Genomic DNA, 26,114 nt, shown 5'->3' with positions numbered 1-26,114 from the left:
GGGTCCTGGTGACCGGGGCCAGCGGGATGCTCGGGCGGGCCACCGCCGAGGCGCTGCTGGCGCGCGGGGACGACGTCACCGTGCTGCAGCGCCGGCCGTCGGGGCTGCCCTGCGCCGAGGTGCTGGGCGACGTCGCCGATCCGGCCGCCGTGGCGCGGGCCGTCCGCGGTCAGGACGCCGTCGTGCACCTGGCCGCCAAGGTCGACGTCACCGGCCCCCGGGCGGAGTACGAGCGCGCGAACGTGCACGGCACCCGCACCGTCGTCGGCGCGTGCCGCGCCGAGGGCGTCGGCCGCCTGGTGCACGTCTCGTCGCCGTCGGTCGCCCACGCGGGGGCGGCGCTGACCGGGGTCGGCGCCGAACCGGCCGATCCGGGGACGGCTCGTGGGCACTACTCCCGGACCAAGGCGGTCGCCGAGCTCGACGCGCTGGCCGCCGACTCCGCCTCGCTCGCGGTGCTCGTCGTCCGTCCGCACCTGGTCTGGGGGCCGGGCGACACCCAGCTCGTCGGGCGGATCGTCGAGCGCGCACGCGCGGGGCGGCTCCCCCTGATCGGGTCGGGCGCGGCCCTGATCGACACCACCTACGTCGACAACGCTGCGGCCGCACTGGTCGCCGCGGTGGACGCGTGCGGGCCGGTGCACGGCGAGCCGTTCGTCGTGTCGAACGGCGAGCCACGACCGGTCGGCGAGGTCCTCGCCCGGCTGTGCCTGGCAGCGCGGGTGCCCGGCCCCCGGCGCGGCGTCCCCTTCGCCGCGGCCTGGCTGGCCGGGGCCGTCGTCGAGGGGGCGTGGGCGGCGTCGGGCCGCCGCTCCACCCCACCGGTGACCCGCTTCCTCGCCGAGCAGCTGGCCACGGCGCACTGGTTCGACCAGGGCCGCACGCGGGAGGCGTTCGGGTGGGCTCCGCACGTTGCCCTGGACGAGGGGTTCGCGCGCCTCGCCGCCTGGTACGCCGCGGCGAACGGGACCGACGCCGGCGCCCGGTAGGCCGGGTCAGGCGGGCGGTGCCGTGGGCCGGGCGGTCCCCTCCTCGGCCCGGACGTCGCCCGCCCGTGGCGTGCTCCCCGGCGGCGTGCTTCCCGGCTCAGAGCCGCCGGCGACGCTGCGCCCCTTCAGCACGACGACCGCCACCCCGAGCGCGACCACGGCGGCCAGCAGCCCGAGGCCGGTGCTCTCCGTGAAGCCGGAGACCAGGTAGCCGACCGCCGACGCCGAGGCGGCGACGAAGGCGTAGGGCAGCTGGGTGGTGACGTGGTCGACGAGGTGCACGCCCGACCCGATCGAGGACAGGATCGTGGTGTCCGACAGCGGCGAGGTGTGGTCGCCGAAGATGGCGCCGGCGAGCACCGCGCCGAAGACCGGGATCAGCAGCGCGCTGTCGAGGGAGAGCGCGATCTCCGCCGCGATCGGCAGCAGCAGCCCGAAGGTGCCGAACGTGCTGCCGATCGAGAACGCGATGAACGAGGCGAGCACGAAGAGGATGACCGGCAGCAGGGCCAGCGGGAGGGCCTCGTCGATCACGCCGGCCAGGTACTCGCCGATGCCGAGCTCACCGATGATCTCGGCGGTGATCCAGGCGAGGAAGAGCACCGCGGCCGCGAAGAACATCGACCGGATGCCGGACACCGCGGCCTTGCCGATCACCCGGCCCGAGGTGCGCCGGGCCAGCAGCATCCCGGCGGCCACCAGGCAGGCGACGATGGTGCCGTAGAACAGCGCGAGGATGACGTCGGTGGCGGCCAGGATGTCCATGGGCGCCAGCGAGCCCTCGGCCCCGTCGATGCCGATCCACAGCGCGCCGGCCACCGTGACCGCGATCAGGGTGACGATCGGCAGGACCAGGTCGCGGACGCGGCCGTCCTCGCGCACCGGCAGGTTCCGGTCGGTCTCGCCGGGCGGCAGGCCGTGCGCCGCGTCGTAGAGCACGTTCTGCTCGACCGCGGTCCGCTCGTGCCGGCGCATGGGGCCGATGTCGATGCTGAACCACGCCACCGCGATGACCAGCAGCAGGGCGGTGATCGGGTACAGCATGGCCGGGATCGACTGCAGGTAGGCCTCGTAGCCGTTCAGCCCGGCGACCTCGTTCTCGTCGAGGATGCCGGTCATCGTCGCGGCGATGAAGGCGGCCCAGCCCGAGATGGGCACCAGGATGATCACCGGCGCCGCGGTGGAGTCGACCAGGTAGGACAGCTTGGCGGGGGGACGCGGTGCTGGTCGGTGATCGATCGGCTCACCGTGCCACCGACCAGGCTGCTGAACGCGTCGTCGAAGAAGATCACGATGCCCGTGATGACCGGGACGAACTGCGCCTGGCTGCGGCTGCGCACCCGGCGGACCGCCCAGGCGGCGAAGGCCAGCAGACCGCCGGAGACGTAGATGAGCGAGGTCAGGACGCCGATCAGGACCACGGCGACGAGGATGTAGACCTCCTCGGCGATCTCGCCGTCGGCGATGATCAGCCCCGACGCCGCCTCCCAGATGAACTCGAGCGCACCCATGACGTCCCACTCGGCGTACATGAGCGCACCGAGCACGATGCCGACGCCGAGGGAGATCAGGATCTTCCGGGTGGCGATCGCCAGGACGATCGTGACCAGCGGTGGCAGCAGCGACAGGATCGACGGTTCCACGAGCCCTCCTCGGTGGTGCGGGTGTGGTCGGCCCCTGGTCTACGGCGGTGCTGCTGGCCGGCGGCCGCGGAGCGGGACAGCGCTCAGCCGGGGTCGGCCACCAGGGGGGTGACCAGACGCCCCAGGCCCTGGATCTCGCAGACGACCTCGTCCCCCGGCTGCAGCCAGACCTGGTCGGCCATGCCGAGGATCACGCCCTCCGGCGTGCCGGTGTAGATGACGTCGCCCGGCTCCAGCGTCATGATCCGGGACAGGTCGCTGACCAGCTCGGCCACGGAGAACACCATGTCCCGGGTGTTCGAGTTCTGCCGGAGCTCGCCGTTCACCCGGGTCTCCAGGTCCAGCGCCTGCGGGTCGGGGACCTCGTCGCTGGTGACCACGTAGGGGCCCAGCGGCGCGAAGCCGTCGATGGCCTTGCCGTACATCCACTGCGAGCTGCGCATCTGCAGCTCCCGCACGGACAGGTCGTTGCCCGTGGCGTACCCGAACACGTGCTCCAGCGCCCGGTCCTCGTCGACGTTCCTGGCCCGCTGCCCGATCACGGCGACCAGCTCGACCTCGTAGTCGGCCTTCGCGGTGACGGCCGGGATGACCACCGGCTCGCCGGATGCCGCCAGGCTGTTGGCGTACTTGGCGAAGTAGATCGGGCGGTCGGGCACGGGCATGCCGCCCTCCGCCGCGTGCTTGCGGTAGTTCAGCCCGACGCAGATGATCTTGCCCGCGTCGGGGACGGCCGGCGCGAGCCGGAGCTGGTCGAGGCGCACGACGTCCGACGCCGAGTCCGCCGCGCGCCGCACCCGCTCCAGCGCCTCCGCGCCGCCGCCGGCGAGCGCCCGCACCGAGGCCGGGCCGCCGTCGCCGGCCGCCTCGGTGACGTCGGCGATCCCCGCTCCGGTCTCGACGCCGAGCCGCAGCCCGTCGGTGCCGTGGAAGGAGACCAGCCTCATCGCCCGGCCCCCGGCCCGTGGACGGTCGCGGTGCGACGGCGGCACGGCTGGGTGCATTGGGTGATCTGGATCACGTGCGGCATCATGGGGTCCGCGCCGGCGGAGGTCAAGCAGTTGTCCGACAACAACGGTCCCGCGGTCCGGCCGGCGACCGTCGTCCCGTGGACGGGAGGTGGTGCGGTGCTGCCCGGCTGGCCGGTGGACGTCGACCCGCACCTCTCCCCCGAGCCGGACCGCGCCGCCCTCCTGGTGATCGACACGCAGGTCGACTTCCTCGACGGGGGCAGCAGCACGATCGCGGGCACCAGCGCCGTCCTGCCGACCCTCGCGCGCCTGGTGCGCGGCTTCCGGGCGGCCGCTCGGCCGGTCGTGCACGTCGTCCGCCTCTACGAGGGCGCGGATGTCGACCTGCCGCGCCGCACGCTGATCGCCTCCGGGGCGCCGGTGGTGCGCCCGGGCTCCCCCGGGTCGGAGCTCGCGCCCGACCTCCGGCCGGCCCCCGGTGCGCTGCTCTCGCCGCGCGAGCTGCTGGCCGGGCAGCTGCAGCCCCTCGGCGACCGGGAGTGGGCGATGTGGAAGCCGCGCTGGGGCGCCTTCCACCGCACCCCGCTGGACGCCCACCTCCGCTCCCTCGGCGTCAGCACGGTCGTGGTGGCCGGCTGCAACTACCCCAACTGCCCCCGGGCGACCGTGTACGGGGCCAGCGAGCACGACTACCGGACGCTGATCGCCCGGGACGCCGTCTCCGGCGTGGCGCCGCTGCACCTGGAGGAGGCGGCGCGCATGGGCGTGCTGCACGCCGCCACCGCCGACATCCTGGCGCGCCTGCCGGCGAGCTGATCGCCGGTCGGGACGCCCCCTCCGTCAGCCCCGGTGGACCAGGCGGCGGAGCAGGCCCCGGCCCCGCGGCGGCTCCTCCGCGGGCGGCCGGGGACGGGCGACCTCCCGGGCCGCGGCGTGCGATCCGGCCGGCCGCGGGCGGATCCCCTGGGTGAGCCGCTCGTGGGCGACGTAGTGCTGCACGACGTCCGGCGCGGCGCGGGACCCGCGGGCGGCGACGTCGTGCCGCGCCTCCCACTCGGCGATCCGCTTCTCGACCTCCGTCATCTGCAGCGGATCGGGGTCCCGGCGAACGCGGCCGGACCCGGGTGCTCGCTGCAGGTTCTCGTCGGTGCTCATCCCGCCTCCTCGAGGCCGCCGGTGGGCACCACGGTCCTCCTCCCGGAGCTCCGGGGGGAAGGGCGATAGGTCCCTGCCCCGCTGCCCGGGGCGCGTGCCGGTACCGGGGCGCCCGACGCCCCGGCCGGGCGCCCGGTCAGCCGTGCGCGGCCGCGCGGTGGCGGGCCAGCACGTCCAGCCCGAAGTCAACCTCCGGGTCGCGCCAGACCGAGTGCGCGTGGTTGGCCCCGTTCTGGGTGTTGTCCCACTCGATCAGCAACCGGGGGCCCTGCACCCGGTAGTAGTGCGGCGCCCCGGGCTCGGTCGGCCCCGCCCAGGCGATGTGCACCGCGTCGAGGGCGGCATCGTCGTACCGGCGCAGTGGGGAGATCTCGCCCGGCACCCGGTCGAGGTAGGTGCCGAGCAGGGCGCGCAGCAGCTCCCGCTGCTCGGCGTCGAGCTCGGCAGCCGCGACGCCGCGGGGTTCGGCGCGGTACGCCAGGGCCGAGTGCTCGGCCTCTCCGTCCCCCGGGGCGACGGTCGTCCGGTTGGCGGTCACCACGTCCGACGGCGCCCGGTCCAGCAGCACCGCGCGGGGAGCGAGATCGCGCGGCAGCGAGCGGACGAGGTCACGGGCGAGGTCCTCGGCCCGCCCCAGCGGCCGGTTCACCGCGCCCCCGAGCAACGGCGACGCCGCCGGGTTGGCGCCGAGGAAGCACGGGGTGGTCGCCACCACGGCGCCGTCGACGACGAGGTTGTTCAGCGAGACGTGGTGCCCGCCGAACCGCCATCCCCAGGTCGAGCGCTCCCCGGGCTCGCCGAAGACCCGGAGGTAGTACAGGCCCGGGTCCCGGCCGCGCTCCCGGTCGAACCGGGCGACGAATCCCTCGGCCTGGTCGAGGACGTTCTCCAGACCGATGACCGTCGCGACGGTGACGTACGCGGGCGTGGACAGGCCCGAGGCCACCAGCCGCATCGCCGCCCGCTGCTGCGCCGGCCGCTGGTCGTGGAAGGTCAGCCCCCCGTGGTCGGTGGGCGTGTAGAACCAGCGCCGGCGCTCGGCGTCGGACGGGCCGTCCCCCGGGCCCGGGCCGGTGGCCACCCGCCGCTGGTCCGCGTCGAGGCCGTCGAGCCACTGCGCCGCCGCCTCGGCCATGCGGGAGGCCACCGCCCGGACCGCGCCGTCGTCCCGGGCGAGCTCCCCACCGGCCATGAGGGGATGCTCCTCCCCCGCGGAACGCGCCGCCCGCCGGGGCCCGGGAACGGGACCGCTGGCCCCGTTCCCGGGCGCCGGCCCGAACTCAGGCCGGGGTGAGCTCCGTGGTGTGCAGGACGGCCCCGGCGGTGTTCCGCAGCTCCACGGTCATGACCCCGCTGGCCCCGTCGATGCGGACGTGGCCGACGAACTGCAGCCCGTCGCTCGGAGGCTGGTTGGGCCGCTCCGCATGGCGGGAGAACACGACCTCCGGCCCGAACGTCCCGTCGAGCTCGTTCGGGCCGAACGTGCCGGCGTGCAGCGGGCCGGAGACGAACTCCCAGAACGGGTCGAAGTCGGAGAACGCGGCCCGCTGCGGGTCGTAGTGGTGGGCGGCCGTGTAGTGGACGTCGGCGGTGAGCCAGACGACGTTGCGGACGCCGTCCCGCTTGAGGGTCGACAGCAGGCGGGCGACCTCCAGCTCCCGGCCCAGCGGCTGGCCGGGGTCCCGGTTGGCGATGCCCTCCTGGTCCACCGGCCCGTCCGGCACCACCAGGCCGAGCGGCATGTCGGAGGCGATGACCTTCCACAGGGCCCGCGACGAGCGCAGCTGCCGGGCGAGGTTGCCCAGCTGGCCGCCGCCGAAGATCCGCGCCTCCGGGCCACCCGCCGCCAGGTTGGCCGAGTTGGGGCCGCGGTAGGTGCGCAGGTCCAGGGCGAAGACGTCGACCAGCGGCCCGTAGGGCAGGGTCCGGTCGATCCGGTTGCCGGCGATGGGCATGTACTCGAGGAAGGCCCGGCGGGCCCGGGCGGCCAGCGTGTCGACGTTCTTCACCGTGTACCGGTCGTCGGTGAGGACCTCACCGGGGTACCAGTTGTTCGTCACCTCGTGGTCGTCCCACTGGACCAGCTGGGGCACCTCCGCGGCGAAGCGGCGCACGTTGTCGTCGAGCAGGTTGTAGCGGTACTGGCCGCGGTACTCGTCCAGCGTCTCGGCGACCTTGCTCTTCTCCGGGGTGACGACGTTGCGCCACACCGAGCCGTCGGGGAGGACGACCTGCTCCTGCAGCGGCCCGTCGGCGTAGACGCTGTCGCCGGAGTGGATGAAGAAGTCCGGACGCAGCCGGCGGATCGCCTCGAACCCGGTCATGCCCCCCAGGTCGGGGTTGATCCCCCAGCCCTGGCCGGCGACGTCGCCGGACCAGGCGAAGCTGACGTCGCGCCGGTCGGCCGGTGCGGTGACCAGCCGGCCGACCAGCGGCTCGCTGGCGTGCCCGGCGTGGCTCAGCTCGGTGAACTGCACGCGGTAGAACAGCTCGGTGCCGGCCGGCAGGCCGCGGAGCACCACCTTCCCGGCGTGGTCGCTGCCCGGGCCGACGTCGACGGCCCAGCGCCCGCGCGTCCCGCGGAAGCTCTCCGTCGCGGCGACCTCGACGGTCATCCGGGCGGGCCGGTCGGTCTTGGACCAGACCACGGCCGAGTCCGCCGTGACCTCGCCGCTCTGCACGCCCCAGCGCGCCTCCGGCCGGGACGCCCGGAGGCCGGGCGCACCGAAGGCCCGCGGGGCGGGGCCGAGCAGCGTGCCGGCGCCGACCCCGGCACCGGCGACGGCGGCGGCCTGCAGCAGCCGGCGCCGGGAGAGAGCCGCCGTCGCGGCGGAGCCGTCGTGGGGAACTGATGGGTCGGGCATGGCGCCTTCCTTCCCTCGGGTGTGGCGCCCACGATCGGGGGCCGGGCGGGCCCCCGGACGACGCCAGGTGGAGGGCCGGGTGAGCATCCGGTGAACGGCCGTACCGGACACGCCGGTGGCGCACGCGGGAGGAGGCGGCCCCGGGAGCCCGGGACCGCCTCCTCCTGGGTGCGGAGTGCGTCAGTGCGGATGCGTCGGTGCGGAGTGCGTCAGTGCGACGTGCAGGTGAGGTAGGCGAAGCCCTCCCGCGCCGCCTCGAAGGGGTCGAACGTCGGGTCGCCGAAGCGGGGGTCGTGCTCGACGACGTAGTACCGCGTGCTGCCACCGGCGGTCCGGAAGATCGGCCCGAAGTCGATGTCGCCGCGGCCGACGATCTCGATCCGCCGGTCCAGCTCCTCGTTGAGGTCCTTGACGTGGAAGAGCCGGATCCGGTTGCCGTACTCCCGGATGACGTCGATCGGGTCGGCGCCGGCGAAGACCGCCCAGTACAGGTCGAGCTGGGACACCAGGTGCCGCCGCTCGCTGTGCTGCATGAGGATGTCGAAGGCGGTGCGGTCGCCGAAGGTGGTCTCGAACTCCCAGTTGTGGTTGTGGACCATCAGCCACTGACCGGCCCGACGGGCCTGGGCGCCGACCGCGTCGAGGTACTCGGCGTAGGCGACCCATTCGGCCTCGGTCGTGTACTGCGGGGTGCCACCGGAGCCGAAGTACTCGACGCCGAGGACGCGGTTCTCCGCGAGGATCTGCGCGATGTCCGCGGGCTCCTCGGGCGTGCCCACGCCGACGTGCCGGGCGGGGGCCCGGAGCCGGTACTCCCGGAGCAGCTCGGCGTACTCCTCCGCGCTCATCCCGCTCAGGGTGAACGGTTCGACGTTCCGGTAGCCCATCTCGCTGAGCCGGCGCAGCACCTCCTCGTGGCGGGCCTGCGTCGCCGCGTCGGTGCCGAAGCCGATGTACTCGGCGAAGGTCCACAGCTGGATGGACACGGCGCGCGCCGGCACGGGCCGGTCGGCGCAGGTGGAGCTCCCGCGCTCCCCCGTGGTAGCCGGTGCCGCGCCCGCTGTGCCGACGAGCCCCAGGGACAGGAGCACCGACAGGGCCGCGATCAGCACCCCCCTCAGTGCCGTACGCGAACTTCTCATCACCTTCACGGATCCCCCTCGAATGGTGTGCCGGCGCGGATCGTCCGACCGCTCCGAGCGCGCCGGCTGTGAGCCAGGTCACGAAGCTAGCAAGGCTTCTGCGCACGCGGAAGCGGAAGTACGTCAGCGCCGAGCACATCTCCCGGCCGTCCGCCGTGTCGTCCGGGAACCGCGGGAGGGAGGAGGACCGTTGCCCCTTCAGGACGCCAGCCCGGAGGGCGCCGGCCCGCCCGAGACGAGGGAACCCATGACCACTCCCCTGCCCATCGGCTCCGCCGGCGACCTGGACCTGCGGGCCGACGAGGAGCTGTCGTGGCTCCTGTCGCTCGACCCCACGGTGCTCGCCGTCCTCGGAGGGGTGCTCCTGCTGCTGCTCGTGATCGGCGTGCTCGCCGGGTGGCTGCTGGTCCGGCGCGTCCGGCGGAACCCGCTGGTGGCCCGCGCCCGGGAGCTGGGCGTGCAGGGCGCCACCGCCGTGGCCGCCCGGCGCCTGCCGCCGGGCTCGCGGCGCACCGCCGCGGAGCTCCAGCTCGAGCTCGCCCGTGCCCGGGGCCGGTTGCGGTCGCAGATCGCCTCCGCCCGGGCCGCCGGTGCGCACCTCGGCGACGTCCCGGCGCTGCTGCCCTCGATCGAGGCCGAGGGCGACCGGCTCGAGCAGCTGCTGCGGCAGCGGGCGCTGACCCCGCAGCCGGGCGACCGCACGGATCTGGAGCCCGCCGCCCGCGAACACCTCGAGATGCTCGCGGACGTCTGCGCGGCGGTGCTGGAGGCGGAGCGGGCGGCGGCGACGGCCGGCCGGGTGTCCGGCGACGTCGCCGACGCCGTCTCCGCGCTGCGCGCCCACACGACCGCCTACCGCGAGCTCACCAGCCCGCCGGTGGATCCGCCGCTGGTCCCGCTGCCGCCGACGTCACCCGAGACCCGGGTCCGTGAGGGCACCCAGGGCTGAGGGACGCGGGCCCCGTCCCGGGTCCGCGCGGCACCCGGGGCTCAGGCGCGGCCGACGCGGAGCACGGTCAGGAAGCCTGCCAGCCCCAGGGCCAGGCACCCGGCGATGACCGGCGTGTAGGAGCCCGACGCGTCGACGGCCGCGCCGGCCAGCGGTGCGCCCAGGGCCGAGCCGAGGCCGGCGCTCGTGTAGAGCACCCCCAGCAGCCCGCCGAGGCGGGTGGTGCCGAAGCGCTCGGCGACGACCGCGGGACCGAGGGCGACGAAGCCGCCGTAGCCGACGCCGAGCACCACCGCGAAGGCGAGCAGCACGCCGTACCCGCCCCCCAGGCCCCAGAGCGTGAAGCTCAGGCCCATGGTCAGGAAGCACGCCTGGAAGACGCGCAGCGCGCCGGACCGCGCGGCCAGCACGCCCAGCAGCAGCCGGCCCGCGATGCTCGCCGCGCCGATCACCCCGACCAGGGCGGCCGCCGCCACCCGGTCCGCGCCCTCCTGCACCGCGTACCCGGGGAGGTGCACGAACGGCACGAACAGGGCCACCGACAGCAGGCCCGACGCCAGGTACAGCCGCCGGTAGTCGCGGTTGCGCACGGCCTCGCGCAGCGTCAGCGCCGCCGGGCCGGTCTGCACCGGCGGCGGCTGGACCACCAGGGCGCAGCCCCCGAGCACGACCGCACCCGCCAGACCGAGCACGAGGTGGGTCTGGCGCCAGCCGATCGACGCGATCAGCGCTGCCGCCAGCGGTGCGACGGCGAGCGTGCCCAGGCCGATGCCGGTCACCGTCACCCCGACGGCGAGGGTGCGCCGCCGCTCGAACCACCCGCTGACGACGGCCACCATGGGCACGTAGGCGCAGGCGACCCCGATGCCCACGCCCAGGCCGTAGGTGAGCAGGCCGATCCACAGCTCCCCGGCCACGGACGTCGCGGCCAGGCCGGTCCCGAGCGCGACGGCGCCGACGAGCAGCACCCGCCGGGGGCCGTAGCGGTCCACCGCCACGCCGCTGAGCGCGCCGAGGCCGAAGTACGTGAGCGAGGTCAGCGCGAAGAAGGCCGACGTCGCACCGCGACCCGAGCCGAACTCCTCCGCCATCGGCCCGAGGAACGCACCGAACGAGTAGGCGATACCGAACGAGACGAACATGCCCGCGAACCCGGCGGCCACCATGCCCCAGCTCCGGACCGAGTCGACGGCTGGCGCAGGGCGCATGCCGCCGGACGATACGAGACCGCCGTACCCGTCGATCCGGTCCCCGCCGGGACGGCAACCGGAAACCGGTGCCGGGAGCCCCTCCCGCTGGTCAGAATGGGAGCATGACGACCCGGCCGACCCTGCCCCCCGCAGTCGCAGCAACCGTCAGCGGAGCCGCGACCGCCCTCTACTACGCCCTCCCCGACGTCGTGCCCTCGCGCCTGGCCCGCGGCTGGGTGAAGGCGGCTGTCGTCACGGTGTCCCTCGCGGCGTCGCTGCCGGGGGCGCGCGCGGCGTGGAACCAGCGACCGGAGGGGCAGGAGGCCGACCAGGACGGCGAGGGCACGCCCGGCCTGACGACGGCGTTCCGCGCGATGCCGGCCGGGAAGAAGGCCGTCGCGCTCGCGCTCCCCACCGCCGTCATCGCCGGCGGGGTGGGCGGGATGCTCGCCGCGGAGCGGAAGATCTACCGCCGCGGGGAGGCCCGGGCGGCCGCCGGCAAGCGGCTGGCGCACACCGGCCCGGCGCTGCTGTACGGGCTGCTGGCCGGCGTGCTCCGGCTGGTCCAGGGACCACTGGACTCCCGCTGACCGGTCGCCGTTTCCTCAGCCCTCCAGCACCGCCCAGCCCCGCGGGGGCAGCTCGACCCGGTCCGACGCCAGGCGCCCCGTGCCGCACGCCACCGCGCGGGCGTCGGCGGCGGGCACCGTGACCGGCGCGTCGGCGAGGTTGAGGGCGACCACCACGGCGGCGCCGGCGGTGCCGGAGCGGAGGACGACGTGCTCGTTCGCCAGCTGCACGACGTCGGTGTGCGCCCGCACCAGCCAGGGGTTGCGGCGGCGCAGCGCGATCAGCTCGCGGTGCACCCGCAGGAACTCGGCCGCGGTCGCCTCCCCCGCCGCCGGAGCCGGGGGGCGGGGCGGGAACTCGGGCCGGACGGCGTCGTCCCCGCCGGCCCGCTCCTCCTTGACGGCGGTGTAGGCGTACTCGTCGCCGGCGTAGACGCTGGGCACTCCGGCGACGGTGAACAGGACGGCGAGGGCGTGCGGCAGCAGCTCGGTGCCGACGGCCGAGGCGATCCGGGTGACGTCGTGGTTGCCGAGGAAGGTGGACGGCACGAACGTCGCCAGCAGGCCGTTGTGCCGCTCCAGCGCGTGCGCCAGCTCGAAGAAGTTCCGCTCCGCGATGCCGTGCCAGACGCCCTGCCACAGCTCGTACTGGGTGAGCGAGTCCATCGTGGAGGCGCGCACGATCGCGGGCGCGTCGCCGTGGATCACCTCGCCGGTGAACCACGCGTCCGGATGGGTGCTGCGCACCTGCGGCAGGACCTGCGCCCAGAAGGCCGGGGGTACCGCGTACGCGGCGTCGAGGCGCCAGCCGTCGGCGCCGCGGTCCAGCCAGTGCCGCAGCACGCGGACCACGAGGTCGGCGACCGCGGGTGACCCGTGGTCCAGCGCCACGAGCTGCTCGTGCCCCTCGAACACCTCGGCCCGCACCGGGTCCCCGGGCCGCCACCCGCTCCAGTCGACGCGGAACAGGTCCGCCGTCCCCGCCGCAGGGCCCTCGGCCTCCAGCTGCGCGAAGGCCGGGTGGCCGCGGCCGACGTGGTTGAACACCCCGTCCAGCAGCACCCGGATGCCGCGATCCCGGGCGGCGGTGAACAGCCGCCCGAGGTCGTCCTCGTCGCCGAGCCGCGGATCCACCCGGAAGTGGTCCACGGTGTCGTAGCCGTGGGTCTGCGCGGCGAACACCGGCCCCAGCGCCAGGCCGTTGAGCCCGAGCTCCACCACGTGGTCGAGCCACGCCTCCACCCGGCCGAGCCGGTGCGCGGCGCCGGCACCCGAGCCGGCGTCGGCCGGGCGGATCGGGGCGCCGGTGAAGCCGAGCGGGTAGACGTGCCACCACATCACGGTGTCCGGCCACGCCGTCATCGGGTCGGGCCCGTCGCGCCGGCGGGACGGTCGGGGTGCGGGCGGGCTCCGGGGCGGAACGGCGGACGGAGCATGGGGGGTCGGGCCTCCAGGAGTGGATCGGGAGCGGGTCTCGCGGAGCGGTGTCTCAGTGCGGCATCGTCAGGATGGGCTTGACGACGGCGCCGCTGTAGGACGCCTCGACGGCGTCCTCGATGCGGTCGAGCGGGAAGTACTGCACCAGCTGGTCGAACGGGAACCGGCCCTGGGCGTGCAGGTCCATCAGCGCGGCGATCAGGTGCTGGCCGTGCCCGCTCCCGCCGAGGGTGCCGCGGATCGTCTTTCCCCACAGCGTGGTCAGGTGGTCGGCGCTGAACTCCGCCCCCGCCGGGGCCCCACCGATCAGCAGCGCGGTCCCGAGCATGCCGACCGAGTCGATCGCCTGCCGGATCACCGCGATGTTGCCGGTGCAGTCCATCGCGGCGTCGGCCGGGCCGCCGCAGATCTCGGTCACCGCCTGCACCGGGTCGGTGTCGGTGGCGTCGACGGTGTGCGTGGCCCCGAGGCCCTCGGCCAGCCGCAGCCGGCCGGCGTGCCGGTCGACCGCGATGATCGTGGTGGCCGCCGAGTTCCGGGCCGCCATCACCGCCGCGAGGCCCACCGTGCCGGCCCCGTAGACCACGACCGAGCTGCCCGGCTCGGGGCGCAGGGTGTTGAACACCGCACCGGCCCCGGTGGCCAGCCCGCACGCCAGCGGGCCCATCAGCTCGACCGGCAGCCCCGCCGGGACGGGGACCAGCGAGGAGGCGGTGGTCATGGCGTAGGTGCCGAACGAGGACTGCCCGAAGAAGTGGCTGGCCATCGGGGAGCCGTCGGTCCCGCGCAGCGCCGAGGGCCCGTCCAGGCGGTGCCCGCCGCCGACCAGCTCCCCCATGCGCAGGCAATAGCGGGGCTCGCCGGCCAGGCAGTTGCGGCAGCCGCCGCACCACGGCCAGCCGAGGACGACGTCCTGCCCCTCGCGGACGCCGGTGACGCCCTCGCCGACCGCCACGACCGTCCCGGCCCCCTCGTGCCCGAGGACCCCGGGCAGCGGGAAGGGCAGGTCGCCGTCGCGGGCGATGCCGTCGGTGTGGCAGAAGCCGGTGGCGGCCACCTTGACCAGGACGTCCCCGGGGCCGGGGTCGTCGAGGTCCACCTCCCGGACGACGAACGGCCCCTGCAGCTCCTCGACGACGGCGGCGGTGATCCTCATGCGTCTCCCCCTCGGTGGTCCGGGACGGGCCCCGGGCGCGGTGCCGCCCTCCGGCGACCACCTGAGCATTTCGCCCCGGGCTCCCGGCCGCGACCCGCCGTCGATCCCGGCCCGGCAACCCGGACGCCGGGGAGGAGACCGCGGTCCGGCTGACCTCCCCGGGGCGCGAGCCCCGCACCGCCCGCGCTCAGGCCAGCAGCTCCGCGAGCCGGGCGTCGGAGTCGGCCAGCGCCGTGCGGTCGTAGGTCGCGCCGCTGGCGAGCAGCTCGTCGGCGGCCGTCCGCTCGGCGAGCTGCTCGAGGCGGCGGCGGACCGTGGCCGGGCTGCCGGCGACCACGGCGTCGAGCCCGCGCGCCACCCGGTCGGCGTCCAGGTCGTCCCAGCGGCGGTCCCGGATCCCCGCCACCGGCTCCAGCGGCCCGAAGCTCCCGGTGCGCCGGGAGCGCACCATCGCCCACACCTCGGGCAGCGCGAGCTCGCGGGCCGCGGCGTCGGTGTCGGCGACGAGGGCGTCGAGGGAGACCGTGACGTGCGGGCGGCTGTCCCCGTGCGGGCGGAAGTCACGGCGGTAGCCCGCGAGCAGCGTCCCCAGCTCCGCCCCCTGCAGCACCGGTCCGCCCAGCACCACGGGGAGGCCGAGCCGGGCGGCGACCTCCACGCCCCGCCCGGTGGCCAGCACGAAGACGGGCACGGGCGCCTCGGTGACCGGGCGGGCGGTCACCGGCGCGGTGCGCTCGAGGTAGCCGCGGAGCTCGGCGATGTCGTCGGCGAAGGTGTCCGGCTCGTCCCCGGAGCGGCGCAGCGCGCGGCGGACGGGCGCGGTGAAGCCCAGGGACCGGCCCAGCCCCAGGTCGATCCGCCCGGGGTGCAGCCCGGCGAGCATCAGGAACTGCTCCGCCACGACCAGCGGCTGGTGCTGGGGCAGCATCACCCCGCCCGAACCGAGCCGGATCGTCGTGGTGCGCTCCCCCACCGCCGCGAGCAGCACGGCCGGCGCGCCCGAGGCGATGCCGGGTACGGCGTGGTGCTCGGCCACCCAGAACCGGGCGTACCCGGACCGCTCCGCCGCGACCGCGCGCTCCACCGTGTGCCGCAGCGCCGTCCCCTCGGGGGAGCCGGCACGGGTGCGGGAGCGGTCGAGCAGCGAGAGCCTCACACGGGGGCCAACCGGGAACACCCCGGTCGCCTTCCGGGACCGGGCCGACCGCTCAGCGGGCCGCCGTCACGGGCTGGCGCAGGACGGTGCGCAGCCTGGCCGGCTCGGTCCGGCGGGGGTCGGAGAGGTAGATCTCGTGGTGGCGGCCGGTCATGGCGAGGCCGTGGGCGGGCAGGAACTCCTCGTGCAGCCGGGCGAGCACCGGCCCCTCGTCGTCGTACGGTCCGAGGTGCAGGGTCTGCACGCTGGTGCCCTCGGTGACGCGCTCGAAGCGGAGCAGCTCGAGCGCGGGCAGCTGCTTCTTCCCCCGGACGCCGGCCAGGGCACCGTCGACCAGCCCGGGCTCGATCCAGTCGGGCTGGGCGATCATCATGGTCCACTGCCAGGCACCCTTGTCCCGGGTGCGGAAGACCGACAGGTCCGCCGCCGACCAGAGTCCTTCCAGCGGCGCCACCGTGTGCACCCGGCCCAGCGTCGCCTTCGCCGCGGCCCGGATCGCGTAGGACGCCGTGTACAGCGCCTCCACCGCCGCGCGGTAGTCGGCGGAGGTGTTCGGATCGCCCGCGCCGTCGACCGCGAGGAACGCCAGCTCGGGCACGTCGACCACCTCGAAGCCGCCCGGCTTCGGCGCGTAGAGGCGCCGGTGCGCCTTCTTCACGTCGTAGGTGCCCGCCGGGCCCTCCGGGCGGGTGCCCGCGGCCGCGGTCACAGCGCGCCGTAGATCGCGGTCTCCACGTCGAGGTAGACCTGGTGCACGTCGGGGGCGACGAACGGCAGGGTCTGGGTGTAGACCGCCGCGGTGATGCCGGTCGTCCGGTCGACCCAGAAGTGGGTGTTGCACAGCCCCGCCCACGCGCCGCTGCCCGCGCGCCGGCGCCCGGGGAGGTCCGCGGTGTTGAGCAGCAGCCCGTAGCCCCACTTGTGGCCCGGGCCGGCACTGAAGTCGGCCGTCGAGCCGGGGTCCGCGCTGGCGATGGTGGCCGGGAAGTCGAGGTCGCCGATCTGGTTGCGAAACGCCGCGTCGACGGTCTCGGCCTTCAGGATCCGGACGCCGTCCACCGCGCCGTTCCCGAGCAGCGCGCGCTGGAAGCGCAGGTAGTCCCGCGGCGTCGAGTACAGCCCGTGGCCACCGGCGAAGTACTCGGGCTCGGGGTGCAGGTCCAGCTCGCTGGGCTGCCAGGCGCCGTCCGGGCCGCGCATGTGCACCGGCACGCAGTTCGCCCGCTGCTCGGCGCCGGGCGAGAAAGAGGTGTCGTCCATGCCCAGCGGCCCGGTGACGCCCTCCTTCACCGCGACGTCGAGGGCCAGGCCGCCGGCCGCCTCGACCACCTTGCCCAGCCAGTCGGTGTTGATGCCGTACTCGAGCCGGGTGCCGGGGTCGGCGAGCAGCGGCGCCCCGAAGACGACGTTCGACCCCGAGAGCACGTTGGGGGTGCCGGTCACCGTCTCCCAGCGCAGCAGGTCGGCGTTGAAGAACCAGTACCCCAGCCCGCTCGTGTGGGTGAGCAGGTGGCGCACCGTCGCCGTCGCGGCGGGCGGCCGCAGGCGCGGCACGTCCCCGTCGAAACCGTCGAGCACCTGCAGCTGGGCCCACTCGGGGCAGTACTCCGCCACCGGGGCGTCGAGGTCGAGCGCGCCCCGCTCCACCTGCTGCAGCGCCACCACCGTCGCGACCATCTTCGTCATCGACATGATCCGGAAGTGGGTGCCGGCGGTGACCGGCTCGTCCGTCCCGGCGACCCGCGGTCCGGCGGCGCTCTCCAGGACCGGTCCGTCGCGGTCGGCAGCGACGACCACGGCGTTGGGCACCGCTCCGCGTGCCACGGCTTCGGTCAGGACGGCGTCGACGGCTCTGGGGTCCATGCCAGCTCCCGGGATCGGACGGCGGCCGGGCTCACCTCGGCCGGCGCCGTGACCGGCGTCACGGCGGCGTCGGACACCCTTCCGGTGATCGCCCGCCACGACAAGGCGCCGGCGCACGGCCGCCCCGCTCCCGCCCACCGTGGACGGCGAGGCGTCAGGCGCGGACGCGGCTGCCCGGCCGCCGGCGGCGGGCGAAGAAGCGCTCGACCCGGCGCCACCGGTTCGGCGTCTTCTCCGGGTCCATCACCTCGGACTCGGCGAGCGCCCGGTCGGCCGGGCCGAGCCGGGGAGGCTCGAACGGGACCAGCGAGCGGCCGGTCGGCCGGCGCAGCCGCTCGATGCCCCGCACCAGGGAGCCGGTCTCGGCCACCGCGGCGGTGACCTCGGCCGGCGTGCAGCCCAGGTGCTCGGCGAGCAGCCCGTCGCGGAAGCCGACGATGGTGGCGGACAGGTCGTCGGCGCCGGGGCGCCCCTCGACCGCCTCGATCGCCAGGTCGCACTCGGTGTCCAGGCCCATCGAGCGGTTGTTCAGGTTGCTCGACCCCAGGCGCAGCAGGCGGTCGTCGACCACGGTCACCTTGGCGTGCACGTAGATCGGCTCGCGCCGTGCGGTCACCGGCGTGTAGAGCCGGAACCGGTCGTGCACGTCGGCCTCCCGGACCAGCTCGAGCACCCGGGCGCGCGCGGTGCCCATCGCCTTCTCCGACAGCCAGCCGTCGGCGGTCTCGGGGTTGACCACGACGACGTCCGGGCCGTCCGGCTCCCGCAGCCGCGAGGCGATCGCCTCGGCGATCCGGTGCGAGGCGAAGTACTGGCTCTCCACGTACAGCGACCGGCGGGCCGCGGCGATCGTGGCGAGCCACAGCAGCTCAATCTCGTGGACCAGCGCAGCCTCGCCGTGCTCCGGCCGGGTGCGCGCGATGGCGACGTCGACGTCGGTGAGCAGCGGCTCGACGTCCGCGGGCCAGCAGTCCCGCGCCTCGGCGATCGGCTCGAGCCGGTCCCCCGTGCCGCTCTCCCACCGGTCGCGGGCGAGCTCGGCGACCGCACGGGCCGCCGGGCCGGTCATCATGCTGGTCGCGTCGTGCCACGGCCCGGTCGCCCGGCCCTCGGCGCGGCCGGCGGCCGGACGGCGCCGGTGCGGGTTGTCGTCGGCGTGGTCGGAGGTGTCCCAGCGGTCGGCGGTGACGTCGATGCCACCGGCGAAGGCCAGGCAGTCGTCGACGACCACGATCTTCTGGTGGTGCGCGCCACCGACCGGGTGGTGGGTGTCGACGGCGAACGTGAGCCGGTCGGGCGTGCGCCGGTCGAGCAGCACGATCGGCTGCAGGCCCCGGCCCAGGGCCCGCAGCATGCCCAGGTCCCACTGGAGGACCCGGATCTCCAGCCGCGGGTTGCGGGCCACGGCCTCCTCCAGCACCGCGCCCAGGCGGTCGTCGTCCGGCCGCCCGCCGGCGAGCGGGTCGAGGCGGATCCGCGGATCGAAGTCCCACCCGATGAACAGCACCCGGCGCTGCGCGCCGGCCACGGCCCGCTTCAGGGTGGCGAAGTAGCCGGCCGCGTCGACGAAGACGGCGAAGCGGTCGGCCCGCTCGATCCGCCAGCAGGTCTCGCCCGGGATGAGCAGCGGCGCCCCCTGCTCCGGCCCGCCCTCGTCCGCCGCACCGCCGGGTACGACCACCGGCAGGCCCGGATCGGTCGCGGGCTCGGTCGTCGCCTCCCCACCTGCCGTCACACCGGCAGTCTGCCCGCCGACGCGGCCGGGGACCAAGGCGGCGCCCCGCGGGGACCCGGAGCCGGGGTCGGCGACGGAGCCGGCCGGCCCTGGAGCCGCCGCGCGACGGCGCGCAGGTCCAGTTCCGGGAGCAGCCGGGGATCCTCGCCCACCCGGACCAGCGGGGCCGACCGCAGGCTCGCGCCGCGCTCGGCGGCCGGCCCGCGGACGACCTGCTCCGGGTCGGTCCAGGTCAGGGGCGCGATGGTGCGGAGCGCATCGACGGCGAACGCGACCGGGCAGCCGGCCACGTCGACCAGCAGCAGGCAGGTGGCGGCGCCCACCGGGCGCTCGGTGCGGCCGAGCAGCGTGGCCAGGCACAGCACCGGGACGGCAGCCCGGCGGTGCGTGACCAGGCCGAGCACGCCCTCCACGGCGGTGGCGGTCAGGGCCCCCGGGAACGGCAGGATCTCCGCGACCTGGTCCAGGGGTGCCACGAGGTCCACGCCGATGGAGAAGACCAGGTAGGAGGGCGCCCCGCCGGCCACGGCCGCCGCCACCGAGGGCACGTCGTCCTGCTGGACGGGGCCGCTGGTCAGCGCGGTGTTCACCGAGGCGAAGCCGGTGAGATCGGGATCCGCCAGCAGCGCGGGCCCGTCGAGGACCAGGCAGTCGCCCAGGCCGTCGACGGCCAGCATGCCGGCGAGGACGTCCGGCCGCGGCGTCGCGAACGGCGGTGTGGGCAGCACGTCGTCGTCCGGTACGTCGACGAGCTCGAGGAGCTCGCTCAGCGCGAGGGCCACGTAGCCCGGCCCCAGGTCGAGCACGAGCCCGGCGCCCATCTCCTGCGGGGCGAGCTCGCCGAGTCCCAGGAGGGCCAGCGGGTCCACGACCGGCACCTCCCGGTCGGAGAAGTCGACCACCCCGCGGCACAGCCGGCCGGTCAGCACCGAGGGCCGCAGGTCCGGCGTGGGCAGCGTGGTGTGCACGTGCGCGGCGTCGACGGCGAAGCGGTAAGGCCCGCAGCGCAGCACCGTCAGGGTCCGGCGGCGCACGCCGTTCCCGGCACCGCCGACCGAGGTCGGGTCCCGGGTCACGTCGGTCACCGTGGGGACCCCCGGGAGTCCGAGGATCGCCGCCGCGTCCAGGACGCTGTACGCCTGCCCCGTCCCGGGGTGGCGGAAGGTGGCGGAGAAGAGCAGGCCGCCGGTTTCGGTCCGGGCGGCGACCAGCGCCTCCCCGGGGACCTGGCAGATGCCGCGCACCTCGTCGGCGAGCAACCCGAGCACCTGCCCGCCGGAGGAGGCGACGACGACGACCTGCTCGGGTCGCCGCGGAGCCGGCCGGCCCAGCACCGCCGCCAGGTCCAGGACCGGCAGCACCAGCCTGCGCAGCTCCAGCGCCCCCAGCAGTCCCGGGGCCGCGGCCGGCAGCCCGGAGAGCTCCAGGGGGCACGGGACGACCTCGCGCAGCGCCGACAGCGGCAGGGCGACGTCCATGTCCGCCATCCGGAGGAGGCCGTACACGACCTCGCCGGAGGACGGCCCGTCCGGCGGCGTCACGCCACGTCGGCCGACGTGAGCTCGGCGATGAGCTCGTCGACCTGGCGGGACGCGGCCTGCTGCTGCTGGGTCGTGGCCGAGATGCTCCGGATGGTGTCGTTGGTGCGGGTGACGCTGTCGACGATCCGCTCGAAGGCGGCCTCGGCGCGGCGGGACACCTGCGAGCCCTGGGCCACCCGGTCGGCGGACTCCTCGATCAGCCGGCCGATCTGCTGGGATGCCTCGAACGACCGCTCGGCGAGCTTGCGGACCTCACCGGCGACGATCGAGAAGCCCACCCCGTGCTCCCCGGCGCGGGCGGCCTCGATCGAGGCGTTGAACGCCAGCAGGTTGGTCTGGTTGGCGATCTCCCCCATCACGCGGACGATCTCGGTGATGGAGTTGGAGGACTTCTGGATCAGGCCGATGGCCTCGAGCGACGCCCGCAGCGCCTCCACGCCCTGCTGTGCGTTCTCCTGCGTCTCGCCGGCCAGCCCGGTCGCGGTCTGCGAGCTGCTGGCGATCTCCTCGATGGAGGTGGCGAGGTCGCCCACCGACGCGGTCATCGCACGGGTGGCGCGGGCGATCCGCTCCTCCCGCAGCACCTCGGCGGTCACGTCGTAGGCGAACTTGACCACCTTGAACGGCCGCCCGGACAGGTCGAGGACCGGGTTGTAGGTGGCCTGGATGTGCACGTCGCGGCCGTACTTGCCCTTGCGGTGGAAGCGCCCGGCGAGGACCTCGCCCTTCCCGAGCCGGATCCAGAAGTCGCGGTACTCGGTGGAGCGGACGTAGTCGTCGTCGCAGAACTCGCTGTGGTGGTGGCCCAGGATCTCCCGCATCGAGTAGCCCATGGTCCGGAGGAAGTTCTCGTTGGCCGACAGGACGTTGCCGTCGAGGTCGAACTCGATGACCGCCTGCGCCCGGTCGACGGCGGTGATCCGCGCTTCGACCTCGGCCGCGCGCAGCTTGCCCGCGGTGATGTCGACGGCGAACTTGACCACCTTGAACGGCTTGCCGTCCGCGTCGAGGATCGGGTTGTAGGTGGCCTGGATCCAGATCTCCCGGCCGCCCTTCCCGACCCGGCGGTACTCACCGCTGGAGAACTCGCCGGCGGCGAGCTTCTCCCAGAACTGCCGGTACTCGACGCTGTCTGCGTGGGCGGGATCGCAGAAGATCCGGTGGTGCTTGCCCTTCACCTCGGCGAGCGAGTACCCCATGACGTCCAGGAAGTTGGGATTCGCGGTGAGCACCGTGCCGTCGAGCTGGAACTCGACGACGGCTTGCGCCCGCTCCATCGCCGCCACCTTGCCGGTGAACTCGCTGTACTGGCGCTTGGCCTCGGTGATGTCGGTCGCGAACTTCACGATCTTCACGACCCGACCGGAGTCGTCGAGGATGGGGTTGTAGGTCGCCTGCAGCCACACCTCGCGCCCGTCCTTGTCGCGGCGCTTGAACTCGCCCGTCTCGTACTGCCCCTGGCCCAGGCGCCGCCAGAAGTCCGCGTACTCCTCCGACGTGGCGTGGCCAGGGTCGCAGAACATGCGGTGGTGCTTGCCGCGGATCTCGGCCACCGCGTAGCCCATCGTGTCGCTGAAGTTCTGGTTCGCGGTGAGCACCCGGCCGGCGAGGTCGAACTCGATGACCGCCTGCGCCCGGTCGATGGCGGCGACCTTGCCGCGCGCCTCGGCACCGGCGAACTTGACGTCGGTGACGTCGCTGGCGAACTTCACGATCTTCATCGGCTTGCCGGCGTCGTCCAGGATCGGGTTGTAGGTCGCCTGCAGCCAGATGTCCCGCCCGTCCTTGGTGAGCCGCTTGAACTCCCCCGCCTCGTACCCCCCGGCGCCCAGCCGGGCCCAGAACTCCGCGTACTCGTCGCTGGCCGCCAGCACCGGCTCGCAGAAGATCCGGTGGTGCTTGCCCTGGATCTCGTGCAGGGCGTAGCCGGTGGTCTCGCAGAAGTTCTTGTTCGCGGTCAGCACGGTGCCGTCGAGGCGGAACTCGATCACCGCCTGCGCCCGGTCGATCGCCGCGACCTTGCCCCGGGACTCGGCGTCGGCGAGCTTGGCGACGGTGATGTCCTGGGCGAACTTCACGATCGTGAGCGGGGCGCCGTCCTCGTCGAGGATCGGGTTGTAGGTGGCCTGCAGCCACACCTCCCGGCCGCCCTTGGCCAGGCGCTTGTACACCCCACCCTCGAACTGGCCGCCGGCCAGGCGCTGCCAGAACTCGGCGTACTCGGCGCCGGCGACCAGCGCCGGCTCGCAGAACATCCGGTGGTGCTTGCCGCGGACCTCGGCCAGCCGGTAGCCCATGGCGTCCAGGAAGTTCTGGTTGGCGGTGAGGACGGTGCCGTCGAGCGCGAACTCGATCACCGCCTGCGAGCGGTCGATCGCCACCGCCTGGCTCTCCCGCTCGAGGGCGGCGAGCTTGACCTCGGTGATGTCGGTGCCCAGGGCGAGCACCTTCACCGTGCTGCCCGCCGCATCGGTGATCGGGATGTAGGTGGCCCGCAGCCACACCTCCCGGCCCCCCTTGGCCAGCCGCTTGTAGACGCCGCTCTCGAACTGCCCGCCGCCGACGCGTCGCCAGAAGTCGGCGTACTCGTCGTCGGCGACCAGCGCGGGCTCGCAGAACATGCGGTGGTGCTGGCCGCGCACCTCCTCGAGCGTGTAGCCCATGGCGCCCAGGAACGACGGGCTGGCGGTCAGCACGGTGCCGTCCGGGGAGAACTCGATCACCGCCATGGCCCTGCGGACGACGTCGACGATGCCGCGCAGCTCTGACAGCTCCTGGGTAGACGGGGCGGACGAGCTCGGCGCCATGCAGCACTCCTCGATAGGTCGGGTCCGACCGAACGGGGCCACGCCGACCCCGTCTCCTGTTTCGTCCGCGGAGCCGTGAAGTCCACCGGAACCGGTCCCGGCCGTCCGCTCGTCCCACCCGCCACAGGCGTCCCGGGCCGGGTGGGGTCAGGGGCTCCCGGGGCGCGCCGGGTCCCCGGCGCGCGTCGCCTCGATCCAGTCGTCGATGGTCGCCCACCAGCCGTAGAGCCAGTCGGTCTGCTCGGCCTCCCCGCGCGGCACCTCGGCGGCCGGGACGAACCACCAGCGCAGGTGCAGGGTCTTGTCCATCGGCAGGGCCCGCCAGACGTCGCGCACCGTGCTCAGGTGCTCCAGCCCGGTGTGCGCGACGAAGACGACGTCGGCGTGCGGTGCCGCGCGGAGCGCGGCCGTGACGCCCGCGGGACGGGGCGGCAGCACGTGCCGCATCGCCTGCGCCCGGCGCATCGCCCCGAGCAGACCGCGCTCGCGGAGCCGCTGGATGGCCCGGACCCGGCGCCGTGCGGTGAAGTTCGCGCCCTCCGGGAAGATCAGCAGCGCGTCCTCCTCGCCCAGGTCGGAGGCGAGGTCGGTGATCGCGGCGACGGAGCTGCGCCCCGCCCCGGGGCCCGCCGCCACGAAGTGGTTGGGCAGCCGGTTGAGGTAGACGTCGATCAGCGGGTCCAGCTGCAGGACGTCCTTGAGCACGATCCGCGGCCGGCGCAGGTGGTCCCGGCTCATCAGCGTGTGCACGAGGAGGAGCGAGTCCCCCGGGCCGGCGTGCCGGGAGAGCACCACCATGGCGTTGGTCGAGCCGGGCAGCCCGTCGTCCAGCGGCGACCAGGACGCCCCGTCGGTGACCAGCCGCAGGGCGAACAGCCGCTGCGCCACCCGCATGAGCACGTCGAGCAGTAGGCGCAGCACGGTGTAGTGGGCCGCCCGGGACGTCGGGCCGTCCGCTCGGCGGCCGAAGCCGCCGAGCACCCAGAGCACCGCCGCCGCGACCTGCCCGGCCACCTCCAGGGCCAGGTAGACGAGGGCGAAGCAGAGCAGCCGGAGGGCCCGCCAGCGACCGGGCAGGAACGCCGAGGCGACCGCCGCGACCAGCACCAGGGCGGGCAGCAGCACCACCGAGCCCAGCAGGACACCGAGGAGGAGCGGACCGGTCAGCCGGCGGACCCGGCGCGGGGGCAGCACGTCAGGCGCCCGTGCTTCCCGGGGCGGCGATCCCGTCCAGGTGGCGGCGGGCCGCGACGTACGCCCGCTCGATCCTCTCGGGGGCCCCGGAGAAGTCGCGGTAGCGGAGGTTGCCCGTGCCCGGCGGCTCCGCGTCCCCGGCGGGTAGCACGTGCACCGTCACGTCGGCGGGCAGCGCCGCGAGGTCGGCGGCGAACCGGTGCCGGCGGGCGATCTCGAAGGCGACCAGGGCGACCTCCCACGGCTGCGCCGGTGGCCGCAGCGGGCGGTCGATCCGCCCGACGTGCAGCACGTAGATCGTCCCGGCACCCAGCGCGACCGCCCGGCCGACCGGGATGCTGTGCACCAGCCCGCCGTCGACGTAGTGCTCGCCGGCGAGCTCCACCGGCGGCAGCAGACCGGGGACGGCGCAGGAGGCGAGCACCGCATCGACCAGCGCGCCGTCGCTGAACCACCGCTCGGCGGCCCGCTCGATGCTGGCCGCCACGCACTGGAAGGGCACGGCCAGCTCGGCGAAAGTCCGGACCGGCAGGTGGGCCAGCAGCAGCTCGCGCAGCGGCTCCCGCGCGTGCAGGTGGGTGCGGGTGCGCACCAGCGTGCTCATCCGCCGCAGCACGGACCCCGCGAACACCCGCTGCGAGGCGAGGTCCCCCCAGACCACGCGCAGCCGGTCCACCGCGTCCGGCGTGGGATCGGCGGCGACGACGGCGCCGTTGATGGCGCCCACCGACGTCCCGACGACCAGGTCGGGGCGGATGCCGCGCTCGAGCAGCGCCTGGAGCATCCCCACCTCGGCCGCGCCGAGCACTCCCCCGCCGCCCAGGACGAACGCCGTGCTGCCGCGCCCAGCCGGCACCGGGGTCTCCGCCATGGGGGCATCCTGCCGTGGCCGGCTGCCGCCGTCGGCCGACGGGGTGGTCGGCTCAGCCGCGGGAGCCGGGCAGCTAGCCGGCGGAGAGCATGCGCAGCGCGAGGCCGGCGTAGAAGTCGCCGAGCTGCTCCGGGGAGTCCGAGCCGTCGAGGCGGTACCAGCGGATCAGGTCGATGCTCATCGAGAGCATCGCGCGCACGACCCGGTTCACGTCCACCGACGCGAAGACGCCCTCCTCGACGCCCCGGGCGACCGCGTCCCGGAAGATGTCGTTGGTCGCGTGGCGCAGCTCCAGGATCTCCGCGTAGTGCTCCGCCGACAGCCCGCTGAGCTCGTACTGGGCCACCCGCGCGGCGACGTGGTGGCGGGCGTGCCAGGCCGTGTACCGGGAGACGATCGCGCGCAGTCGCTCCGACGCGTCCCCGGCCTGGTCGATCCGGGGGTCGCGGACGTAGGCCAGGGCGTCCTCGTGGCTCGCCCGCACGATCTCGAAGAGGACCAGCTCCTTCGACGGGAAGTGCACGTAGAGAGCCGCCGCACTCAGGCCCACGCCCTGGGTGATGTCCCGAGTGGTGGTCGCGTGGTAGCCGTTCGAGGCGAAGCAGCGGACCGCGGAGGTCAGCAGCCCGCGCGGCACCTCACCGAGCTCGTCCCCCCACAGGTCCGGGGACCCGTCCTGGAGCCGCGGGTCCCCCTCGAGGTCCTGCGGCGTGAAGCGGGCCTGTCGTCTGGCCATACCGAGACCGTCTCCCCATCGTCGCGACCGGCGGCACAGTTTCGCAGGCAGCACCCCCTCGCGCTGCGGTGAGACCGGCGCGGCCTGCGCCCTCGGCGGGTCCGACGGCCGCACGCGGTTCGCCTGCACCGCCCGGGACTTCCACG

The 26,114-nt window shown here is 74.9% G+C and carries 23 protein-coding genes; 4 read left to right on the top strand and 19 right to left on the bottom strand.

Annotation, left to right across the window (positions count from 1 at the left end; all coding sequences use genetic code 11):
• Positions 1-8 precede the first annotated feature (8 nt).
• Positions 9-989 (top strand): NAD-dependent epimerase/dehydratase family protein, encoded by a 981-nt coding sequence (locus BD833_RS05880; RefSeq protein ID WP_243737472.1) that lies wholly within the window; start codon positions 9-11, stop codon positions 987-989.
• A gap of 6 nt (positions 990-995) precedes the next feature.
• Here the strand turns inward: BD833_RS05880 and BD833_RS05875 are convergent, their stop codons facing one another.
• The 3 genes from BD833_RS05875 to BD833_RS05865 form a co-directional block, all read right to left on the bottom strand.
• The gene (locus tag BD833_RS05875; protein ID WP_166532194.1) at positions 996-2,159 is read right to left on the bottom strand and encodes a Na+/H+ antiporter NhaC family protein; all 1,164 of its coding nucleotides are present in this window, start codon (positions 2,157-2,159) and stop codon (positions 996-998) included.
• A complete protein-coding gene (locus tag BD833_RS05870) occupies positions 2,156-2,632 on the bottom strand; it encodes a hypothetical protein (protein ID WP_166532193.1) in 477 nt (158 codons plus the stop codon). Before BD833_RS05870 ends, BD833_RS05875 begins: the two co-directional genes overlap by 4 nt.
• A gap of 83 nt (positions 2,633-2,715) precedes the next feature.
• Complete coding sequence (locus BD833_RS05865; protein ID WP_166532192.1) at positions 2,716-3,579, bottom strand: fumarylacetoacetate hydrolase family protein; 864 nt, start codon at positions 3,577-3,579, stop codon at positions 2,716-2,718.
• A 60-nt stretch (positions 3,580-3,639) separates the two neighbouring features.
• On the opposite strand from BD833_RS05865, the gene BD833_RS05860 reads away from it, so the two are divergent.
• Positions 3,640-4,419 carry a cysteine hydrolase family protein gene (locus BD833_RS05860; protein WP_208092371.1) on the top strand — a complete coding sequence of 260 codons (780 nt, stop codon included), beginning with the start codon at positions 3,640-3,642 and terminating at the stop codon, positions 4,417-4,419.
• A gap of 24 nt (positions 4,420-4,443) precedes the next feature.
• On the opposite strand, the gene BD833_RS05855 is transcribed toward BD833_RS05860, so the two are convergent.
• From BD833_RS05855 to BD833_RS05840, 4 genes are all read right to left on the bottom strand, one after another.
• A complete protein-coding gene (locus BD833_RS05855; RefSeq protein WP_166532191.1) occupies positions 4,444-4,758 on the bottom strand; it encodes a hypothetical protein in 315 nt (104 codons plus the stop codon).
• Between the two features lie 136 nt (positions 4,759-4,894).
• Positions 4,895-5,950 (bottom strand): DUF3500 domain-containing protein, encoded by a 1,056-nt coding sequence (locus tag BD833_RS05850; protein ID WP_166532190.1) that lies wholly within the window; start codon positions 5,948-5,950, stop codon positions 4,895-4,897.
• Between the two features lie 88 nt (positions 5,951-6,038).
• Positions 6,039-7,622, bottom strand: coding sequence for an alkaline phosphatase D family protein (locus tag BD833_RS05845; RefSeq protein ID WP_166532189.1), 1,584 nt, complete (start codon positions 7,620-7,622; stop codon positions 6,039-6,041).
• Between the two features lie 209 nt (positions 7,623-7,831).
• Positions 7,832-8,734: a sugar phosphate isomerase/epimerase family protein gene (locus BD833_RS05840; protein ID WP_166532188.1), complete on the bottom strand. Its 903-nt coding sequence runs from the start codon at positions 8,732-8,734 to the stop codon at positions 7,832-7,834.
• 277 nt (positions 8,735-9,011) lie between these two features.
• Between BD833_RS05840 and BD833_RS05835 the strand changes: the two genes are divergently transcribed.
• A complete protein-coding gene (locus BD833_RS05835) occupies positions 9,012-9,713 on the top strand; it encodes a hypothetical protein (RefSeq protein WP_166532187.1) in 702 nt (233 codons plus the stop codon).
• Positions 9,714-9,754: 41 nt separating this feature from the next.
• Here the strand turns inward: BD833_RS05835 and BD833_RS05830 are convergent, their stop codons facing one another.
• The gene (locus tag BD833_RS05830) at positions 9,755-10,921 is read right to left on the bottom strand and encodes an MFS transporter (protein ID WP_166532186.1); all 1,167 of its coding nucleotides are present in this window, start codon (positions 10,919-10,921) and stop codon (positions 9,755-9,757) included.
• A 104-nt stretch (positions 10,922-11,025) separates the two neighbouring features.
• On the opposite strand from BD833_RS05830, the gene BD833_RS05825 reads away from it, so the two are divergent.
• Positions 11,026-11,493 (top strand): hypothetical protein, encoded by a 468-nt coding sequence (locus BD833_RS05825; protein WP_166532185.1) that lies wholly within the window; start codon positions 11,026-11,028, stop codon positions 11,491-11,493.
• A 15-nt stretch (positions 11,494-11,508) separates the two neighbouring features.
• Here the strand turns inward: BD833_RS05825 and BD833_RS05820 are convergent, their stop codons facing one another.
• The 11 genes from BD833_RS05820 to BD833_RS05770 all read right to left on the bottom strand — a co-directional run bounded on the left by BD833_RS05820 (position 11,509) and on the right by BD833_RS05770 (position 25,968).
• A complete protein-coding gene (locus BD833_RS05820; protein ID WP_166532184.1) occupies positions 11,509-12,834 on the bottom strand; it encodes an alpha-amylase family glycosyl hydrolase in 1,326 nt (441 codons plus the stop codon).
• Positions 12,835-12,961: 127 nt separating this feature from the next.
• The gene (locus BD833_RS05815) at positions 12,962-14,065 is read right to left on the bottom strand and encodes an NAD(P)-dependent alcohol dehydrogenase (protein WP_166532183.1); all 1,104 of its coding nucleotides are present in this window, start codon (positions 14,063-14,065) and stop codon (positions 12,962-12,964) included.
• A 187-nt stretch (positions 14,066-14,252) separates the two neighbouring features.
• Positions 14,253-15,221 (bottom strand): MsnO8 family LLM class oxidoreductase, encoded by a 969-nt coding sequence (locus BD833_RS05810; protein WP_166532182.1) that lies wholly within the window; start codon positions 15,219-15,221, stop codon positions 14,253-14,255.
• 52 nt (positions 15,222-15,273) lie between these two features.
• Complete coding sequence (locus BD833_RS05805; RefSeq protein ID WP_166532181.1) at positions 15,274-15,930, bottom strand: GyrI-like domain-containing protein; 657 nt, start codon at positions 15,928-15,930, stop codon at positions 15,274-15,276.
• Positions 15,927-17,084: a serine hydrolase domain-containing protein gene (locus tag BD833_RS22880; RefSeq protein WP_166532180.1), complete on the bottom strand. Its 1,158-nt coding sequence runs from the start codon at positions 17,082-17,084 to the stop codon at positions 15,927-15,929. Before BD833_RS22880 ends, BD833_RS05805 begins: the two co-directional genes overlap by 4 nt.
• A gap of 154 nt (positions 17,085-17,238) precedes the next feature.
• Positions 17,239-18,819: a phospholipase D-like domain-containing protein gene (locus BD833_RS05795; RefSeq protein WP_208092369.1), complete on the bottom strand. Its 1,581-nt coding sequence runs from the start codon at positions 18,817-18,819 to the stop codon at positions 17,239-17,241.
• Positions 18,816-20,360, bottom strand: coding sequence for a chemotaxis protein CheW (locus BD833_RS05790; protein ID WP_243737471.1), 1,545 nt, complete (start codon positions 20,358-20,360; stop codon positions 18,816-18,818). Before BD833_RS05790 ends, BD833_RS05795 begins: the two co-directional genes overlap by 4 nt.
• A complete protein-coding gene (locus tag BD833_RS05785; protein ID WP_166532179.1) occupies positions 20,357-23,167 on the bottom strand; it encodes a methyl-accepting chemotaxis protein in 2,811 nt (936 codons plus the stop codon). The genes BD833_RS05790 and BD833_RS05785 overlap by 4 nt, the downstream gene beginning before the upstream one ends.
• A gap of 147 nt (positions 23,168-23,314) precedes the next feature.
• Positions 23,315-24,361 carry a lysophospholipid acyltransferase family protein gene (locus tag BD833_RS05780; RefSeq protein WP_166532178.1) on the bottom strand — a complete coding sequence of 349 codons (1,047 nt, stop codon included), beginning with the start codon at positions 24,359-24,361 and terminating at the stop codon, positions 23,315-23,317.
• Position 24,362: 1 nt separating this feature from the next.
• A complete protein-coding gene (locus BD833_RS05775) occupies positions 24,363-25,232 on the bottom strand; it encodes a patatin-like phospholipase family protein (protein WP_166532177.1) in 870 nt (289 codons plus the stop codon).
• Between the two features lie 73 nt (positions 25,233-25,305).
• Entirely contained in the window at positions 25,306-25,968 is a 663-nt protein-coding gene (locus tag BD833_RS05770; protein WP_166532176.1) for a TetR/AcrR family transcriptional regulator, read from the bottom strand.
• Between the last annotated feature and the right edge of the window lie 146 nt (positions 25,969-26,114).

Origin of the sequence: Blastococcus xanthinilyticus, from assembly GCF_008124835.1 — a bacterium.
Taxonomy (GTDB): Bacteria; Actinomycetota; Actinomycetes; order Mycobacteriales; family Geodermatophilaceae; genus Blastococcus; species Blastococcus xanthinilyticus.
Note: the sequence above shows the minus strand (reverse complement) of the source record. Positions and strands in the feature narration are given on the sequence as shown.

Excerpts from the sequence above, each read along its gene's own strand:
- BD833_RS05785 (WP_166532179.1), bottom strand. The coding sequence starts at position 23,167 with ATGGCGCCGAGCTCGTCCGCCCCGTCTACCCAGGAGCTGTCAGAGCTG.
- BD833_RS05850 (WP_166532190.1), bottom strand. The coding sequence starts at position 5,950 with ATGGCCGGTGGGGAGCTCGCCCGGGACGACGGCGCGGTCCGGGCGGTG.
- BD833_RS05815 (WP_166532183.1), bottom strand. The coding sequence starts at position 14,065 with ATGAGGATCACCGCCGCCGTCGTCGAGGAGCTGCAGGGGCCGTTCGTC.
- BD833_RS05830 (WP_166532186.1), bottom strand. The coding sequence starts at position 10,921 with ATGCGCCCTGCGCCAGCCGTCGACTCGGTCCGGAGCTGGGGCATGGTG.
- BD833_RS05825 (WP_166532185.1), top strand. The coding sequence starts at position 11,026 with ATGACGACCCGGCCGACCCTGCCCCCCGCAGTCGCAGCAACCGTCAGC.
- BD833_RS05770 (WP_166532176.1), bottom strand. The coding sequence starts at position 25,968 with ATGGCCAGACGACAGGCCCGCTTCACGCCGCAGGACCTCGAGGGGGAC.
- BD833_RS05775 (WP_166532177.1), bottom strand. The coding sequence starts at position 25,232 with ATGGCGGAGACCCCGGTGCCGGCTGGGCGCGGCAGCACGGCGTTCGTC.
- BD833_RS05855 (WP_166532191.1), bottom strand. The coding sequence starts at position 4,758 with ATGAGCACCGACGAGAACCTGCAGCGAGCACCCGGGTCCGGCCGCGTT.
- BD833_RS05865 (WP_166532192.1), bottom strand. The coding sequence starts at position 3,579 with ATGAGGCTGGTCTCCTTCCACGGCACCGACGGGCTGCGGCTCGGCGTC.
- BD833_RS05820 (WP_166532184.1), bottom strand. The coding sequence starts at position 12,834 with ATGACGGCGTGGCCGGACACCGTGATGTGGTGGCACGTCTACCCGCTC.
- BD833_RS22880 (WP_166532180.1), bottom strand. The coding sequence starts at position 17,084 with ATGGACCCCAGAGCCGTCGACGCCGTCCTGACCGAAGCCGTGGCACGC.
- BD833_RS05835 (WP_166532187.1), top strand. The coding sequence starts at position 9,012 with ATGACCACTCCCCTGCCCATCGGCTCCGCCGGCGACCTGGACCTGCGG.
- BD833_RS05845 (WP_166532189.1), bottom strand. The coding sequence starts at position 7,622 with ATGCCCGACCCATCAGTTCCCCACGACGGCTCCGCCGCGACGGCGGCT.